Origin of the sequence: Lelliottia sp. 7254-16 (assembly GCF_002922995.1) — a bacterium.
Classification (GTDB): Bacteria; Pseudomonadota; Gammaproteobacteria; order Enterobacterales; family Enterobacteriaceae; genus Enterobacter; species Enterobacter jeotgali.
Window position 1 is genome coordinate 41509 of sequence record NZ_PQVS01000008.1, and the last position, 15056, is coordinate 56564.

Below are 15056 nucleotides of genomic sequence, written 5' to 3' on the forward strand. Positions count from 1 at the left end.
ACATGTTATCGATTGAGTTCTGTTGCCCGCTGCCCAACGGCCTGCACGCTCGCCCGGCCTGGGCATTAAAAGAACAGTGCAGCGCGTGGCGCAGCGACATCCGCTTTATCAACAAGCGCCTCAACACCCACGCTGATGCCAAAAGCTCGCTGGCGCTGATCAGTACCGGCACACTCTTTAATGACAGCTGCGTACTGGAAATCAGCGGCAGCGACGAAGAACAAGCCCGGCGCGTCCTTGAGCATTACCTCACTGTCGCGTTCATCGACAGCGACAGCATTCCATCGGGCGATGCGCCACATATCGCACATCCCCTTCCCCGCTCGCTGGTGCGGCTCAATCCCCAGTTACGGCAGGCCATTACCCTGGCAAGCGGCATTGGCACAGGCACGCTTCGCCGTCTGCAGAGCGATAACCTCGAACGCTATCGCCAGAACCCGGCAAGCGCGGAAGATATCACGCGTCTGGAGCACAGTCTGGCGACCCTCGCCGAACAGCTCAATCAGCGCTTGCGCGGGCTGGATGGCGAAAGTAAAACCATCATCAGCGCCCATTTGTCGCTTATTCAGGACGACGAATTTGGCGGCAATATTCGTCGTCTGATCGCAGAAGAACGCCTGAGCCTGGCGAATGCCATCATTCGCAATATGGAGCAAATCTGCGACAAGCTTTCGCTCTCCGCCAGTGACTACCTGCGTGAGCGGGTCAGCGATATCCGCGACATCAGCGAACAGTTGTTGAGCATTACCTGGCCTGAACTGAGCCAGACCACCACCTTTGCGCTGGAGACGCCGACCATTCTGGCGACTGAGGATTTAACACCCAGTCAGTTTTTAAGTCTCGACACTCGCAAGCTTCAGGGATTGATCCTCGAGAAAACCGGTCGCACCTCCCACACGCTTATTCTGGCGCGTGCGGCATCAGTGCCGGTGATGAGTGGGCTTAGCGTGGCGTCGCTAACGGCGGATATCGGCAAAGAGGTGATTCTGGACGGGGTGTGCAGCGTGCTCGTCGTCGAACCTGACGAAGCCGTCAGCCACTACTACAGCGTGGCACAACGCCTCGCCGACAAACGTCATCAGCAGCAAATCAAGCACGCCGGATTGCCCGCAGTGACGCGGGATAATGTCCCGGTGGCGATCGCCGCTAATATAGGCAGTGCGCTGGAAGCGCCCGGTGCCTTTGCCAACGGCGCTCAGGGCGTGGGACTGTTTCGCACAGAAATGCTGTACATGGATCGCGACGCGGCACCGGACGAGCAGGAACAGTTTGAGGCCTACCAGCAAGTGCTGTTGTCCGCCGAAGGCAAACCGGTCATTTTCCGCACGATGGATATCGGCGGGGATAAACAGATCCCGTGGCTCAATATTCCGCAAGAAGAGAACCCGTTTCTCGGCTACCGCGCGGTGCGCATCTACCCTGAGTTTGTCGAGCTTTTCCGCACCCAGCTACGCGCCATTTTGCGCGCAGGAGCGAGCGGTAACGCCCTGTTGATGATCCCGATGGTGCACAGTCTCGATCAAATTTTATGGGTAAAACAGGAGTTGCGGAACGTACAGGAGGCGCTGAAAGCGCAAGGGCTGCGTCATACCTCGCATCTGCCGCTGGGCATCATGGTCGAGGTGCCTTCGGTCTGTTTCATCATCGATCACTTCTGTGACGAGGTGGATTTTTTCAGCATCGGCTCAAATGACATGACCCAATATCTGTATGCGGTCGATCGCAACAACCCGCGCGTGTCGCCGCTGTATAACCCGATCACGCCGTCATTTTTACGCATGGTGCGCCAGATTGTCACCGCCGCCCACCGTCACGGGAAATGGGTCGGTATTTGCGGTGAACTCGCCGGTGAATGCCGCTATCTTCCTCTGCTGCTGGGGCTGGGCATTGATGAGTTCAGCATGAGCGGCCCTCGAATCCCGCCGGTGAAAACGCAGCTACGCCAGCTTGAAAGTCTCGCCTGTCAGGCATTGGCCGATAACGCCTGCGAATGCCGCAGCGCGGAGGAAATAGAAGAACTGCTTACCGAATTCACCCCGCAAGAACCTGCGCGCCCGCTGCTGGCGCTGGAGAATATTGTGGTAAATGAGCCGCTCACGTCGAAAGAGCAAGTGCTCCAGTTCATGTGCGGCAATCTGGCGATTCAGGGGCGTACAGATAACCCGCTAGAGCTGGAAGAAGATCTTTGGCAGCGCGAAGAAATTGTCACCACCGCAGTGGGTTTCGGCGTGGCCATTCCGCACACCAAATCCGCGTGGATACGCCATTCCAGCATCAGCATCGCACGCCTGGAAAAGCCCATCGACTGGGAGTCCGATATGGGTGAAATAGAGCTGGTGATCATGCTGACGCTCGGCGCGCAGGAAGGGATCAACCACGTCAAAGTCTTCTCTCAGCTCGCGCGTAAACTGGTCAACAAAGCGTTTCGCGCGTCGCTGTTTGCGGCCAATTCCCCCCAACAGATCCTTGATCTGCTCAACGCCGAACTCAGCTTCTGACCGTAACTGAAAAACGTGCGCGGTACTCACCCGGCGTCAGGCCAAACTGGCGCCGAAACAGCCGACAAAAATAGTCGCTGTCGGGGTAGCCGCAGCGTTTCGCCACCTCACTCACGGGCAGGTGGTACTTTTGCAAAATCGTGCGCGCTTTGGCCATCCGCACCCAGCGCACATAATCCACAAAGTTCATGGTTCCTTGCTGTGAAAACAGGCGGGACAGATGGTTGGGAGTGATGGTAAACAGCGCGGCGACGCTCTCGCGTGAGACCGGCCCGGCATAATTTTCCTGCACCCAGTTGCAGATGCTCTGATAGAGAAAATCCCCGCGCGATAAGCCCGGCTCAGGCTTTGTACTCACCACTTTACGGCACCAGTGCAACACGCTCAGGGTCAGCGGCTGAATGATCGCCTGATCCTGCGGCGAGGCGCTCAGATGGGTCAGCGCCATCAGCATCGCCGCGCATTCGCCCCGTTCAGGATGCGGTAATTCAATTTTTCGTTGTGGATACACGGGCTGCCCGCTGCGAGAGTCGAGAAACGCCAGACCGAGCCATGAAGGGGCAAAGACAATACTCAGCAACATGTTCGGTTTTTCAAACGCCGACATATTCGCGGCTCCGGCGGGAATAAACAGCATCTCCCCCTGCCCGATCACCTTTTGTTCCGCAACCAGCCGGTTGCCGTATTCACCGCGCAACACCACATCAAGACGTGGCCACTCAATGCTAAAACAACCCGCAGGAAGCGTGGCATGACAATGCGCAAACCAGACACGTCCCAACTGCTGCGGATTGAGGACCAGACCGCTGAACAGGTCGGCAAAAAACTGCTGATCGGCGGGTAAGGAGCGCTCAGGCATATTACCCCCTGCGCGCATCCGGGCGCACCAGATCAAAACGGTGGTCTTCGCTTATGGAATAGTAAGCCGAAGGCCCGCCCGCACGTAGCACTGGATTGGCCTTCGCGGTCTGATAAATGCCGTCTTCCAGCAGCGACTGTGCAATATGAATTCCGACGACTTCACCCAGTACCAGCCAGCTATCAATCGCCGTTCCGTCTGCGGCGGTCAGTTGAATGCATTGCGACAGTCGGCACTCAAAGTTCACCGGGCTTTCTGCCACCCGCGGCACCTTGACCAGCCTGCTCTCAGCTTTTGTTAGCCCCGCAAACGCAAACTCATCTTCCCCTTGAGGAAGGCTGGCGGAGGTTTCATTCATCGCCTGAGCAAGTTCGCGCGTGGCAAGATTCCAGACAAACTCTTTGGTCTCGACGATATTCCGTACGCTGTCCTTCCAGCCGCTGCTGGCAAAACCAATAATGGGCGGACGGTAATTAAAACAGTTGAAGAAACTGTACGGTGCCAGATTGGTATGCCCTACGGCATCCTGTGAGGCAATCCAGCCGATTGGCCGCGGGCCGATAATGGCATTCAGGGGATCGTGCGGCAAACCATGTCCCTGCGAAGGCTGATAAAAGTACACTATGCTCTCCAGTGAATAGTCAGAACCTCATTATGCCGCGCGAACTCGCCTGGCGCAGCAGCAACCCTGAAATCATGCCGGTATAAAAGCCATCTGCGCAATGAATGTGACATTCATCACTTCAAAGTTAGGTGCTCAGTGAGTATCATCAGGAGAGATAAAACCCTCGCTGCCAGACGGCGAGGGTTTTCTTTTGGATTGGTTTCTGCGGGATACGCAGCATTAACGACATGGAGTAAAAATGTCCAGACCTACAATTATCATTAATGAGCTCGACGCAGAACGTATCGATCGCCTTCTGGAAAAAGCAGAATTTGCTTCACTGCCCGTTGCCGATGCCCTAAACGCCGAGCTGGACCGGGCGCAAATGTGTACCCCGGAGACGATGCCACACGACGTGGTGACGATGAACAGCCAGGTAAAATTCCGCGATCTCACCACCGGTGAAGAGCGCACCCGTACGCTGGTCTACCCGGCGCAAATGACTGACAGCAGCACCCAGCTTTCCGTGCTCGCGCCAGTTGGCGCCGCGCTGCTCGGCCTGCGTACTGGCGATACTATTCACTGGGAATTACCCGGCGGTACCTCGGCGCATCTGGAAGTGCTGGAATTGCTATACCAGCCAGAAGCCGCTGGCGATTACCTTCGTTAATCCTATCTGAATAAGCGCCATCACCGCTTTGCCCAGAGGATGCGTCTGCATCCTCTTTCCGTAAAATCACCTTAATTTCTTATAGATGCCATAATTATCTTCATCCAGGCTTAATCCGTTTCATCACCTTAAGGACGGACATGAATGAGATAGTGGTCATCTCCCTGATCTATTTCATTTTTCTGGCGATAATCGTCACGGCCGTGCTTTACCTCGAACGCCACTGGTAGCCTTAAATTCCCGCCCACAGTTCGCAAATCTACGTCAATAAACGCAACGATATGAAAAAGTGTCTGACAGCTATCAGAAACAGATATTATTTTATGTTTGAATGATTTCAGCGTTTATAAACATGGAGAAACGGGTATGTACCAGACAATCATTATGCCGGTTGATGTTTTTGAAATGGAACTGAGCGACAAGGCCGTACGCCACGCCGAGTTTCTGGCGCAACAGGACGGCATCATTCATCTTCTTCACGTCTTACCTGGATCTGCCAGTCTGAGCCTGCATCGCTTTGCTGCCGATGTCCGCCGCTTTGAAGAGCATCTCCAGCACGAAGCCGAAGCCCGGTTACAAACTATGGTGAGCCACTTCAGCATCGATCCGTCGAGAATCAAAACCCACGTTCGCTTCGGCAGCGTGCGCGATGCGGTGAACGAAATGGCCAACGAACTGAAAGCCGACGTGGTGGTCATCGGTTCACGCAATCCGTCGATCAGCACCCATCTGCTGGGCTCTAACGCCTCCAGCGTGATTCGCCACACCCACATTCCGGTGATGGTTGTCAGATAATCACCCAAAAGAAAAACCCCGCTTTCGCGGGGTTTTGTCTGGTGCAGGTGCTGCCTTACTTTCTTTTATTATGCTGTTTTGGTGCGAATCAGATAATCAAATGAGCTTAATGACGCTTTCGCCCCTTCGCCGGTGGCGATGATAATCTGCTTGTACGGCACCGTGGTGCAGTCGCCCGCCGCAAACACGCCCTTCACGCTGGTTTCGCATTTGGCATCGATGATGATTTCGCCCATACGGTTGCGCTCAATGGCGCCTTCCAGCCAGGTGGTGTTTGGCAACAGACCAATCTGCACGAAAATCCCTGACAGCGGCACGCTGTGAACGTCACCGCTCACGCGGTCGCGGTATTCCAGGCCGGTCACTTTAGTGCCATCGCCTTTCACTTCCGTCGTCTGTGCGTTCAGCACGATATCGACGTTCTTCAGGCTGCGCACTTTATCCTGCAATACCTGGTCGGCTTTCATTTCTGGTGCAAATTCCAGCAGCGTTACGTGTTCCACAATGCCGGCCAGATCGATGGCGGCTTCCACGCCGGAGTTACCACCGCCGATCACTGCGACGCGCTTACCTTTAAACAGCGGGCCATCGCAGTGCGGGCAGTAGGTCACGCCTTTGGTGCGATACTGATCTTCACCCGGCACGTTCATGTTGCGCCATTTCGCGCCGGTGGCAATGATCACGCTGCGCGCTTTCAGCACCGCGCCGGAGGCGGTTTCAATCTGATGTAAGCCACCTTCCTGCGCCGCCGGAACCAGTTTGCTGGCACTCTGGCTGTCGATCACGTCCACTTCATAATCGCTAACGTGCGCTTTCAGTGCGCCCGCCAGTTTTTGACCTTCGGTTTTTGGCACGGAGATGTAGTTTTCGATATCCACGGTGTCGAGCACCTGGCCACCAAAACGCTCGCCCATCAGGCCAGTACGAATCCCTTTACGCGCCGAGTAAACCGCCGCTGCCGCACCCGCCGGGCCGGAGCCGACAATCAGCACGTCGTACACGTCACGTTTGTTCAGCTCATCTGCCGCACGTTTCTCCGCGCCGGTATCGATTTTGGCTACGATTTCGGTCAGCGTCATTCGCCCCTGGCCGAACTCTTTACCGTTCACATAAACCGCCGGAACGCCCATCACGTTGCGATCGGTGATTTCATTCTGGAATACGCCGCCGTCGATGGCCGTGTGTTTGATGCGCGGGTTAAGCACCGACATCAGGTTCAGGGCCTGCACCACGTCCGGACAGTTGTGGCACGAGAGCGAATAGTAGGTTTCGAACTCAAAATCACCGTCGATTTGGCTTATCTGCTCAAGCAAAGACTGCGCTTCTTTCGACGGATGTCCGCCGGTCCACAGCAGCGCCAGCACCAGAGAAGTAAACTCATGGCCCAGCGGAGAGCCAGCAAAGCGCGGCCCCTGGTCAGAACCCGGATTGGTAATCAAAAATGACGGCTTGCGCACCGCCAGCGTATTGTCTTCTTTAAAGGTCACTTTCGGTGACAGTTCAGCGATTTCCGCCAGCAGTTCCTTGATTTCTGCCGATTTAGCGCTGTCATCCAGCGTGGCAATCAACTCAACAGGTTTGGTCAGTTTCTCAAGGTAGGCCTTGAGCTGGGTTTTCATGTTGGTGTCGAGCATCATTAATCTCCTGCTTAAAAAACATCATCATGCAAGCTGCCTTGCGGGCGGCCTGAATGCGGCTTGCATCATGGGGTTTGGAATAAAACGGGTGCGTATTGCACCCGTTTGTAGACCGGTCTTGTAGGCCGGATAAGCGTAGCGCCATCCGGCTTCAAAGCGCCTGAAAATCTTAAATCTTACCAACCAGGTCCAGGGATGGAGCCAGCGTTGCTTCGCCTTCTTTCCACTTAGCCGGGCACACTTCACCTGGGTGAGAAGCCACGTACTGCGCAGCTTTGATTTTACGCAGCAGGTCAGATGCATCACGGCCGATACCTTCAGCGGTAACTTCGATCGCCTGGATAATACCCTGCGGGTCAACAACGAAGGTTGCACGATCTGCCAGGCCTTCATCTTCACGCATGTTTTCGAAGTTACGGGTCAGGGCGCCAGTCGGGTCGCCGATCATCGCGTATTTGATTTTGGCGATGGTTTCAGAGCTGCCGTGCCACGCTTTGTGAGTAAAGTGGGTATCGGTAGAAACGGAGTAAACGTCTACGCCCAGTTTCTGCAGTTCGTCGTAATGATCCGCTACGTCGCCCAGTTCGGTCGGGCAAACGAAAGTAAAGTCAGCCGGATAGAAGAAGAATACGCTCCAGCGACCTTCGGTATCTTTCTCGGTCACTTCAACGAATTCACCGTTTTTGAACGCCTGGTTTTTGAAAGGTTTAATTTTGGTGTTAATCAAAGACATCTGTACTTCCTCCGTGTTGTCGTTGAGATGTAAGGTAACGAACTTTGGCCGAGGCGGCTAATGCGTTTGCCGTATCAAATCAATCAGCCATACCTTACAACCCGAACAAGACATCGTTGTGAACGTTTTGGATGGGACCAAAAGTAAAAAGGCCGCCTCAGAGGGCGGCCCAGATACCTGAACTCCCTACAAGGTCATTCAGTGCCAGCATGCGCTGGCGTTGCGTTGCGCTCTACATCACCTGAGTCAGGTTGTAACAGCGAAACGATTACACCACCCGGACGCACATTGAGCAATCCACCGCAGGAGCATTCGTGTCTATGGCTGTGATAGGTTTGACCGAACAAGGCGCGATTTTATTTAACCATTAAAAATACAAAATAATGATATTTTATTTTTAAACATTCATGCAGTTTATTATTCCCCGACTCAAGCAGCCCCTCGTAAAAATAAAAAACTCGCGAATACCGTCCGTTCAAATCAGCGTTCACGCTAACCACACCCGGCCATTATCAATCACTCATGATTTTCTTTTTACACATTATGAAGAATTGCTTTATTATCAGAAGCTAATTTAAGTTAAAGGCCTATTATGGCATCGAATAGCCATATCGAGGTTAAACATGTCTATCTATAAATATCCCCTTAATCATGATGTCCTCGACGCGGCAATAGAGAGAATCGACTGGACACTGGAAAACTTATCTAAAGTTTGCGTCTCTTTTTCGGGTGGAAAAGATTCCACTATCATGTTGCATCTTACGGCACAACGCGCACGCCAGCAGAAGCGCAAAATTAGCGTATTATTTATCGACTGGGAGGCGCAATTTTCCTGCACTATTGCTCACATCGAAAACATGCGCGCACAGTATCACGACGTGATCGACCAATTTTATTGGGTTGCTTTGCCACTCACCACCCAAAATTCGCTGTCACAATTTCAACCCGAGTGGCAGTGCTGGGAACCCGGCACTGACTGGGTCCGCCAGCCGCCTGCGGATGCCATCACCGACCCGCTTTACTTTGATTTTTATCAGCAGGGTATGACCTTTGAATGCTTTGTCAGAGCGTTTTCCGACTGGTACGCCCAAAAACGCCCTGCGGCCGTGATGATTGGCATTCGCGCTGATGAATCCTATAACCGCTTTCTGAGCATAGCCAATGCGCGCAAACAGCGCTTTGCGGACGATAAGCCGTGGACCACCATCGCGCCGGGCGGCCACGCCTGGTATCTGTATCCAATCTATGACTGGAAAACAGCCGATATCTGGACCTAGTTTGCCAAAAGCGGCTGTTGCTATAACCCGTTGTACAACCTGATGTATCAGGCCGGTGTTCCGTTACGCTATATGCGTATTTGCGAACCTTTTGGCCCGGAACAGCGCCAGGGGTTATGGCTCTACCATGTGCTCGAACCTGAGCGCTGGGCGGCGATGTGCGAACGCGTCAGCGGCGTCAGAAGCGGAGGAATCTACGCAGGCCACGACAACCATTTCTACGGCCACCGTAAAATCCTTAAACCTGAGCATCTTTGCTGGCAAGAATACGCCATGTTATTACTCGACAGCATGCCAGAGAAGACGGCGGAACATTATCGCAACAAAATTGCGGTCTATTTACACTGGTATCAAAAGCGCGGGGAAAACAATATTCCCGATACGCAGACCGGGGATATTGGTTCAAAAGACATCCCCTCCTGGCGAAGAATTTGCAAGGTGCTTCTTAATAATGATTACTGGTGTCGTGCATTATCATTTAGCCCAAATAAACCTAAACATTACCAGCGCTACAGCGACCGAATGAAAAACAAACGTCAGGAGTGGGGAATTTTATGCAACAGCGATTAATTCATGAAATGAAACATTATCTGCAATCACTTTCTGAAGATGAGAAAATTGCCGCCATCAACTCTTTCCGTCAAGCCATTCATGAACTCAGCCCCTTTCGTGAACAGCCTGTCGACTGTGTACTTTGGGTAAAACAAGAAGAGATCACCGCCAACGATTACAACCCTAATAATGTGGCACCGCCAGAAAAACGCCTGCTCAGCAAATCGCTGGAACTGGATGGTTTTACGCAGCCCATCCTGGTGAGTGAAAACTGCCCGCATCATTATGTCATCGTGGATGGCTTTCACCGGCATGAAATTGGTACCCATCGGGCAGCGCTGAAGCGCCAGCTGAAAGGCTATTTGCCCGTCACCTGTCTGCGTAAAGAGCGGCAGGAAAAGTTCGACCGAATGGCGTCGACTATCCGGCATAACCGTGCACGCGGTCGCCATCAAATCAACTCCATGTCGGAGATTATCCGCGAACTGGTATTGCTGGGATGGGACGATGAGAAGATCGGCAAGGAGCTAGGGATGGACAGCGATGAAGTGCTGCGCCTGAAGCAAATCAACGGCCTGCTGGAACTGTTTGCAGACCGTCGTTATTCAGAAGCCTGGACCGTGAAATAACTACAGTGTGTTAAGGCGCTCGGCAGCCGCTAACAGCGTCGATTCCTGCTTCGCAAAACAGAGACGAATCAGTTTGTGCGGGAACGGATCGGCGCAAAATACTGATAATGGAATGGCGGCAACGCCTGCCTCTTTGGTCAGCCACTGGCAAAAACTCACGTCATCCAGACTGGAAATCGCGCTGTAATCTGCCAGTAAAAAGTAGGTCCCTTCGCACGGCAGAATTTCCAGTCGGCTGCTGCTGAGCGCATTCACAAACAGATCGCGGCGCGCACGATAAAATTCCGGTAACTCCCGATAGTGTTCCGGCTCGGCGCGGAGCATATCCGCCAGCGCCAACTGCGCCGGGGTATTCACTGCAAAGGTCAGATATTGATGAACCTTGCGCAGCTCCGCGCTGATCGCGGCAGGCGCCACGCAATAACCCACTTTCCAGCCGGTCATATGGTAGGTCTTACCAAATGACGACACCGCAATCGCCCGTTCACGCAGCTGCGGATGGGCGAGCACGCTGGCATGCCCTTCTTCGGCAAAACAGATGTGTTCGTACACTTCGTCACTCAGTACATAGATTTCACGCTCGGCAATCGCCTGCCACAGGGCGGCGAAATCCGCTTTGCGCCAGACGGTCGCTGACGGATTGTGCGGGGTATTCAGGATTACCAGACGGGTTTTGTCGCTCAGCAACGCGGCAAACGCCTGCCAGTCAGGGCGAAAATGCGGCGGCTGAAGCGCCACACGTTTTACCACTCCGCCGGAGAGTTCAATCGCTGGCGCATAGCTGTCATAACTTGGGTCGAAGCAAATCACCTCGTCGCCGGTACGCACCAGCGCGGTAATCGCTGCATACAACGCTTCCGTCGCGCCCGCCGTCACGGTGACTTCACTGTTAGCATCCGGCTTGTAGCCATACAGTTCCCGCGTTTTATCGGCGATCGCTTCCCGCAGCGGCAGTGCGCCCGTCATCGGCGCATACTGATTCGCACCCATCGCAACGTGGTAAGCCAGCCTTTCCTGCAAATACCCTGGCCCATCAAAATCCGGGAATCCCTGCGAAAGATTAATGGCGTTGTGCTGCTGAGCCAGGGCGCTCATTTGCGTAAAGATAGTCGTACCCAAATTAGGAAGTTTGCTCTGAGGAATCAACGGGTTATTGCTCATGGTATCGCGCCTGCGTGTAATACTTATGTTGCTGACACTATAACACGATGTTAGTCTTTGGCAATCAAGACGCTTAGACGTCTATACCATATGAATATTCCTGGCCGAGAGGGTAAAAGGAAATGACACACCACCTGCAACTCACACAGCTCGTCGACGCCTGCCGCTGGATTGGCGCAAAAGGCTGGGCGCCCGCAACCGGCGGTAACATGTCCGTACGTCAGGACGATGCGCTGTGTTGGCTTAGCGAATCCGGTAAAGACAAGGGCAGCCTGACCACGGACGATTTTCTGCAAGTGGAGATTGCGACCAACCGCGCGCCTTCCGGGCGCAAACCCTCGGCGGAAACGGGCCTGCACACGCTAATTTATCGCCTGTTTCCGCAGGCCAACGCGGTGCTGCACGTTCACACCGTCAACGCGACGGTGCTGTCGCGTCTGACGAAGACGCCTGAACTGTCGATCAGCGGTTTTGAGATGCAAAAGTCCCTCAGCGGACAGACTACCCATCTGGATACGCTCACCATTCCGGTGTTCGACAACGATCAGGACATTGACGCCCTCGCCTCACGAATCGCCCATTACGCGCAGGAACGCCCGCTTAATTATGGTTTTCTTCTGCGCGGTCATGGCTTAACCTGCTGGGGACGCGATGTGGCCGAAGCCCGCCGTCACCTTGAAGGCCTTGAATTCTTATTTGAATGCGAAATGCGTTTACGACAACTGGAGAGATTATGATTCGCGCGATAGTGACGGATATTGAAGGGACCACCAGCGATATTCGTTTTGTTCACAATGTGTTATTCCCCTACGCGCGCGAGCGGCTGGCGGCGTTTGTTACCGCCCAGCAGTACGCCGAACCGGTGAAATCCATTCTGGACAACCTGCGTGATGAAATCAGTGAGCCGAACGCCAGCGTAAGCACGCTTATCGACACGTTGTTTACGTTTATGGATGAAGACCGCAAATCCACCGCGCTAAAAGCCCTGCAAGGGATAATCTGGCAGGACGGTTACGTTAACGGTGATTTCACCGGCCATCTCTACCCGGATGTTCTGCCTGCACTGGAAAAATGGAAGTCGCAAAACATTGATCTCTATGTTTATTCCTCTGGCTCAGTGGCGGCGCAGAAACTGTTATTTGGCTACAGCGACGAAGGTGATATTACTCATTTGTTCAGCGGATATTTTGATACCCATGTGGGTGCGAAGCGCGAAGTGCAATCTTACGCCAACATTGCCGCGCAAACCGGCATCGCCCCGTCGCAAATCCTGTTCCTCTCAGACATTCACCAGGAGCTGGACGCCGCTGAACAGGCAGGTTTTCGTACCCTGCAATTGATTCGCGGTGATGAGGATGGCGCAAGCCACCACCATCAAATACATCGATTCGACGAGATTAATCCGGAGCAGATCCCTTCATGAGCGCATTGACCCTTTATTCCGACACCGACACCCGTACCCCGCTGTGGCACAGTACACACGCGGACGAAATCGCTGAAAAGCTCAACGCCCGCGGCGTGCGCTTTGAACGCTGGGAAGCCGATCGCGATTTAGGCCACGATCCTGCGCCGGAGACGGTGATCGATGCGTATCAACATGCGATCGATAAACTGGTGGCGGAGAAAGGCTATCAGAGCTGGGATGTGATCAGCCTGCGCGCGGATAACCCGCAGAAAGAGGCGCTGCGCGCCAAGTTTCTCAACGAGCATACTCACGGCGAAGATGAAGTGCGTTTCTTCGTCGAGGGCGCCGGGCTGTTCTGTCTGCACATCGAAGACCAGGTTTATCAGGTGCTGTGCGAGAAAAACGATCTCATCTCCGTCCCCGCCGGAACGCCGCACTGGTTTGATATGGGTTCTGAGCCGAACTTTACCGCGATCCGCATTTTCGATAACCCCGAAGGATGGGTGGCACAGTTTACCGGGAGTGAGATTGCGGACGGCTATCCGCGCCTGGCTTAAAAACAGTGTCGGGTGGCGGCTACGCCACACGGTGTATTCAATCTCCGATCCCGTAGGCCGGGTAAGCGCTAGCGCCACCCGGCTTTTTTACAGCGACCGCGGCAACCCGTTCGCGTAAACCACCAGCTGGTCCAACACAATCCCCCAGCCTTCATGGAAGCCCATCTTCTCATGCCGCTCGCGGATTTCCGCCGTGGGATGACGTGCAATGGCGGTATACCGCGTTTGCCCTTCTCCCACATCTTCCAGCAGCAAAATGGCGGTCATGAACGGGTGTTCGGCGGGTTTCCAGCCTTCTGTGTAGCCATCGGTAAAGACCAGTTTCTTACCCGGTTCGATCTCCAGAAAGACGCCTTTGTTGTCCATCCGTTGGCCGTCCACCTCAAACACCGTGTTAAAACGCCCGCCTACGCGCAGGTCGAGGTCACACTCGGTCACTTTATGGGGAACAGGAATGAAGAACTGTTTGATGTGCTCGGGCGTTGTCCAGCACAGCCACAGCAGGTCGCGTGGCGCATTCACCACGCGTTCCAGTTTTAAGTCAGTATCAGGATTGAGCGTCACGGTTTGATCCTCTTCGGGGAAGGCCCTTAAAGGATAGCCGGACTCAGGCGAATTTCCCTGCTGCCACCTCGTGCGGCCACACCACGCCCGTATCCAGTACCCAGCCGCTGATCAACGCCGCAGGCGTAACGTCAAACGCCGGATTGTAGACTTTCGCCTCTTCCGGAGCCCACTGCACCGCGCCAAAACTCCCGGCGACGCCCGTCACTTCGCTGGCGGCACGCTGCTCAATCGGGATCGCCTCACCGTTCGGACAGTTTGGATCGAGCGTGGTTTGCGGGGCCGCAACGTAGAACGGAATACCGTGGAATTTCGCCAGCACCGCCAGAGAGTAAGTCCCGATTTTGTTCGCCACATCGCCGTTGGCGGCAATGCGATCCGCCCCGACCCACACCGCATCCACTTGCCCTTTCGCCATCAGGCTGGCGGCCATAGAATCGGTGATCAGCTGATACGGCACGCCCAGCTCACCCAGTTCCCAGGCGGTCAGCCTGCCGCCCTGCAATAGCGGACGCGTTTCATCCACCCAGACATTGGCGATTTTGCCCTGCTGATGCGCAATCGCAATCACCCCCAGCGCGGTGCCGACGCCCGCCGTCGCCAGGCCACCGGTGTTGCAGTGGGTCAGCAGACGGCTTCCCGGTTTGACCAGTTCGCTCCCCGCGCGGGCGATGGCGTCGCAGAGCTGTTTGTCTTCCTCAATCAGACGCAGCGCTTCTGCCGTCAAAGCGGGAACAAAATCCTCCTGCCACAGCGCCACCTTCATGCGGTCGAGATTGTTCATCAAATTCACCGCGGTCGGACGTGACGCGCGCAGGGTTTCCAGTGATTCAGCCAGTTCATCGCGGCTTTTCCCGGACTCGCCCAACAGTGCCAGCAACAGACTGGCAGACAGCCCGATCAGCGGCGCGCCGCGCACTCTGAGCGCGTGAATGTGGCCGACCAGCGCCTCTACCGTTGAAGCGTCCAGCCAGCGTTTCTCCTGCGGAAGCGCCTGTTGGTCGAGAATAAATAGCTGATTATCCGCCACCCGCAGGCTGGTCGTCTGTAATTTCTGCATGTCGTTAATTCTCTGTTGCGTTGTTGTATCACATTGTGTCAGGATAAAATTCAGA

At 54.5% G+C, this 15056-nt stretch carries 15 protein-coding genes and 1 pseudogene; 9 read left to right on the forward strand and 7 right to left on the reverse strand.

Annotated elements, in window-relative coordinates:
* Nucleotides 1-2 precede the first annotated feature (2 nt).
* Nucleotides 3-2498, forward strand: coding sequence for a phosphoenolpyruvate--protein phosphotransferase (gene ptsP / locus C3708_RS12375; protein WP_103949458.1), 2496 nt, complete (start codon nt 3-5; stop codon nt 2496-2498).
* Here the strand turns inward: ptsP and C3708_RS12380 are convergent.
* A complete protein-coding gene (locus C3708_RS12380; RefSeq protein WP_174348638.1) occupies nt 2488-3357 on the reverse strand; it encodes a helix-turn-helix transcriptional regulator in 870 nt (289 codons plus the stop codon). The genes ptsP and C3708_RS12380 overlap by 11 nt on opposite strands.
* A gap of 1 nt (nt 3358) precedes the next feature.
* On the reverse strand, nt 3359-3979 hold the full coding sequence (locus C3708_RS12385) for a flavin reductase family protein (protein WP_103949460.1): 621 nt from the start codon (nt 3977-3979) through the stop codon (nt 3359-3361).
* Nucleotides 3980-4220: 241 nt separating this feature from the next.
* On the opposite strand from C3708_RS12385, the gene rnk reads away from it, so the two are divergent.
* The 3 genes from rnk (at nt 4221) to uspG (ending at nt 5426) form a co-directional block, all read left to right on the forward strand.
* Nucleotides 4221-4631, forward strand: a complete 411-nt coding sequence (rnk, locus tag C3708_RS12390) for a nucleoside diphosphate kinase regulator (RefSeq protein ID WP_095281192.1) — start codon at nt 4221-4223, stop codon at nt 4629-4631.
* A gap of 140 nt (nt 4632-4771) precedes the next feature.
* Entirely contained in the window at nt 4772-4861 is a 90-nt protein-coding gene (gene yldA / locus C3708_RS24005; protein ID WP_276329564.1) for a small membrane protein YldA, read from the forward strand.
* A gap of 136 nt (nt 4862-4997) precedes the next feature.
* Nucleotides 4998-5426: a universal stress protein UspG gene (uspG, locus tag C3708_RS12395; RefSeq protein WP_095281191.1), complete on the forward strand. Its 429-nt coding sequence runs from the start codon at nt 4998-5000 to the stop codon at nt 5424-5426.
* A 68-nt stretch (nt 5427-5494) separates the two neighbouring features.
* Here uspG and ahpF read toward each other — a convergent pair whose 3' ends face one another.
* Together ahpF and ahpC are read right to left on the reverse strand one after the other, a co-directional pair.
* Nucleotides 5495-7060: an alkyl hydroperoxide reductase subunit F gene (ahpF, locus tag C3708_RS12400; RefSeq protein ID WP_103946695.1), complete on the reverse strand. Its 1566-nt coding sequence runs from the start codon at nt 7058-7060 to the stop codon at nt 5495-5497.
* Nucleotides 7061-7232: 172 nt separating this feature from the next.
* Entirely contained in the window at nt 7233-7796 is a 564-nt protein-coding gene (gene ahpC / locus C3708_RS12405) for an alkyl hydroperoxide reductase subunit C (protein ID WP_095281189.1), read from the reverse strand.
* A 623-nt stretch (nt 7797-8419) separates the two neighbouring features.
* Between ahpC and C3708_RS12410 the strand changes: the two are divergent.
* Both C3708_RS12410 and C3708_RS12415 read left to right on the forward strand, forming a co-directional pair.
* Nucleotides 8420-9643, forward strand: a pseudogene (locus C3708_RS12410) (phosphoadenosine phosphosulfate reductase).
* Nucleotides 9628-10254, forward strand: coding sequence for a ParB/RepB/Spo0J family partition protein (locus C3708_RS12415; RefSeq protein ID WP_095281187.1), 627 nt, complete (start codon nt 9628-9630; stop codon nt 10252-10254). The pseudogene C3708_RS12410 and the gene C3708_RS12415 overlap by 16 nt, the downstream one beginning before the upstream one ends.
* Here C3708_RS12415 and C3708_RS12420 read toward each other — a convergent pair whose 3' ends face one another.
* The gene (locus C3708_RS12420; RefSeq protein WP_095281186.1) at nt 10255-11415 is read right to left on the reverse strand and encodes a pyridoxal phosphate-dependent aminotransferase; all 1161 of its coding nucleotides are present in this window, start codon (nt 11413-11415) and stop codon (nt 10255-10257) included.
* A 122-nt stretch (nt 11416-11537) separates the two neighbouring features.
* Here C3708_RS12420 and C3708_RS12425 point away from each other — a divergent pair, with 122 nt between their 5' ends.
* The 3 genes from C3708_RS12425 to C3708_RS12435 are packed head-to-tail and all read left to right on the forward strand — an operon-like array spanning nt 11538 to nt 13377.
* Nucleotides 11538-12152, forward strand: a complete 615-nt coding sequence (locus C3708_RS12425; RefSeq protein WP_103949461.1) for a methylthioribulose 1-phosphate dehydratase — start codon at nt 11538-11540, stop codon at nt 12150-12152.
* Nucleotides 12149-12838, forward strand: a complete 690-nt coding sequence (gene mtnC / locus C3708_RS12430; RefSeq protein ID WP_103949462.1) for an acireductone synthase — start codon at nt 12149-12151, stop codon at nt 12836-12838. Before C3708_RS12425 ends, mtnC begins: the two co-directional genes overlap by 4 nt.
* Nucleotides 12835-13377, forward strand: a complete 543-nt coding sequence (locus C3708_RS12435) for an acireductone dioxygenase (protein WP_095281183.1) — start codon at nt 12835-12837, stop codon at nt 13375-13377. The genes mtnC and C3708_RS12435 overlap by 4 nt, the downstream gene beginning before the upstream one ends.
* 87 nt (nt 13378-13464) lie before the next feature.
* Here the strand turns inward: C3708_RS12435 and C3708_RS12440 are convergent, their stop codons facing one another.
* Both C3708_RS12440 and mtnA read right to left on the reverse strand, forming a co-directional pair.
* Nucleotides 13465-13941, reverse strand: coding sequence for an SRPBCC family protein (locus C3708_RS12440; protein WP_103949463.1), 477 nt, complete (start codon nt 13939-13941; stop codon nt 13465-13467).
* 43 nt (nt 13942-13984) lie between these two features.
* Nucleotides 13985-15001: an S-methyl-5-thioribose-1-phosphate isomerase gene (gene mtnA / locus C3708_RS12445; protein ID WP_103949464.1), complete on the reverse strand. Its 1017-nt coding sequence runs from the start codon at nt 14999-15001 to the stop codon at nt 13985-13987.
* Nucleotides 15002-15056 lie beyond the last annotated feature (55 nt).

Coding starts and splice junctions, on each gene's coding strand:
- mtnA (WP_103949464.1), bottom strand. CDS start 15,001: ATGCAGAAATTACAGACGACCAGCCTGCGGGTGGCGGATAATCAGCTA.
- mtnC (WP_103949462.1), top strand. CDS start 12,149: ATGATTCGCGCGATAGTGACGGATATTGAAGGGACCACCAGCGATATT.
- ahpF (WP_103946695.1), bottom strand. CDS start 7,060: ATGCTCGACACCAACATGAAAACCCAGCTCAAGGCCTACCTTGAGAAA.
- C3708_RS12425 (WP_103949461.1), top strand. CDS start 11,538: ATGACACACCACCTGCAACTCACACAGCTCGTCGACGCCTGCCGCTGG.
- C3708_RS12420 (WP_095281186.1), bottom strand. CDS start 11,415: ATGAGCAATAACCCGTTGATTCCTCAGAGCAAACTTCCTAATTTGGGT.
- uspG (WP_095281191.1), top strand. CDS start 4,998: ATGTACCAGACAATCATTATGCCGGTTGATGTTTTTGAAATGGAACTG.
- C3708_RS12435 (WP_095281183.1), top strand. CDS start 12,835: ATGAGCGCATTGACCCTTTATTCCGACACCGACACCCGTACCCCGCTG.
- rnk (WP_095281192.1), top strand. CDS start 4,221: ATGTCCAGACCTACAATTATCATTAATGAGCTCGACGCAGAACGTATC.
- yldA (WP_276329564.1), top strand. CDS start 4,772: ATGAATGAGATAGTGGTCATCTCCCTGATCTATTTCATTTTTCTGGCG.
- C3708_RS12415 (WP_095281187.1), top strand. CDS start 9,628: ATGCAACAGCGATTAATTCATGAAATGAAACATTATCTGCAATCACTT.
- C3708_RS12380 (WP_174348638.1), bottom strand. CDS start 3,357: ATGCCTGAGCGCTCCTTACCCGCCGATCAGCAGTTTTTTGCCGACCTG.
- ahpC (WP_095281189.1), bottom strand. CDS start 7,796: ATGTCTTTGATTAACACCAAAATTAAACCTTTCAAAAACCAGGCGTTC.
- ptsP (WP_103949458.1), top strand. CDS start 3: ATGTTATCGATTGAGTTCTGTTGCCCGCTGCCCAACGGCCTGCACGCT.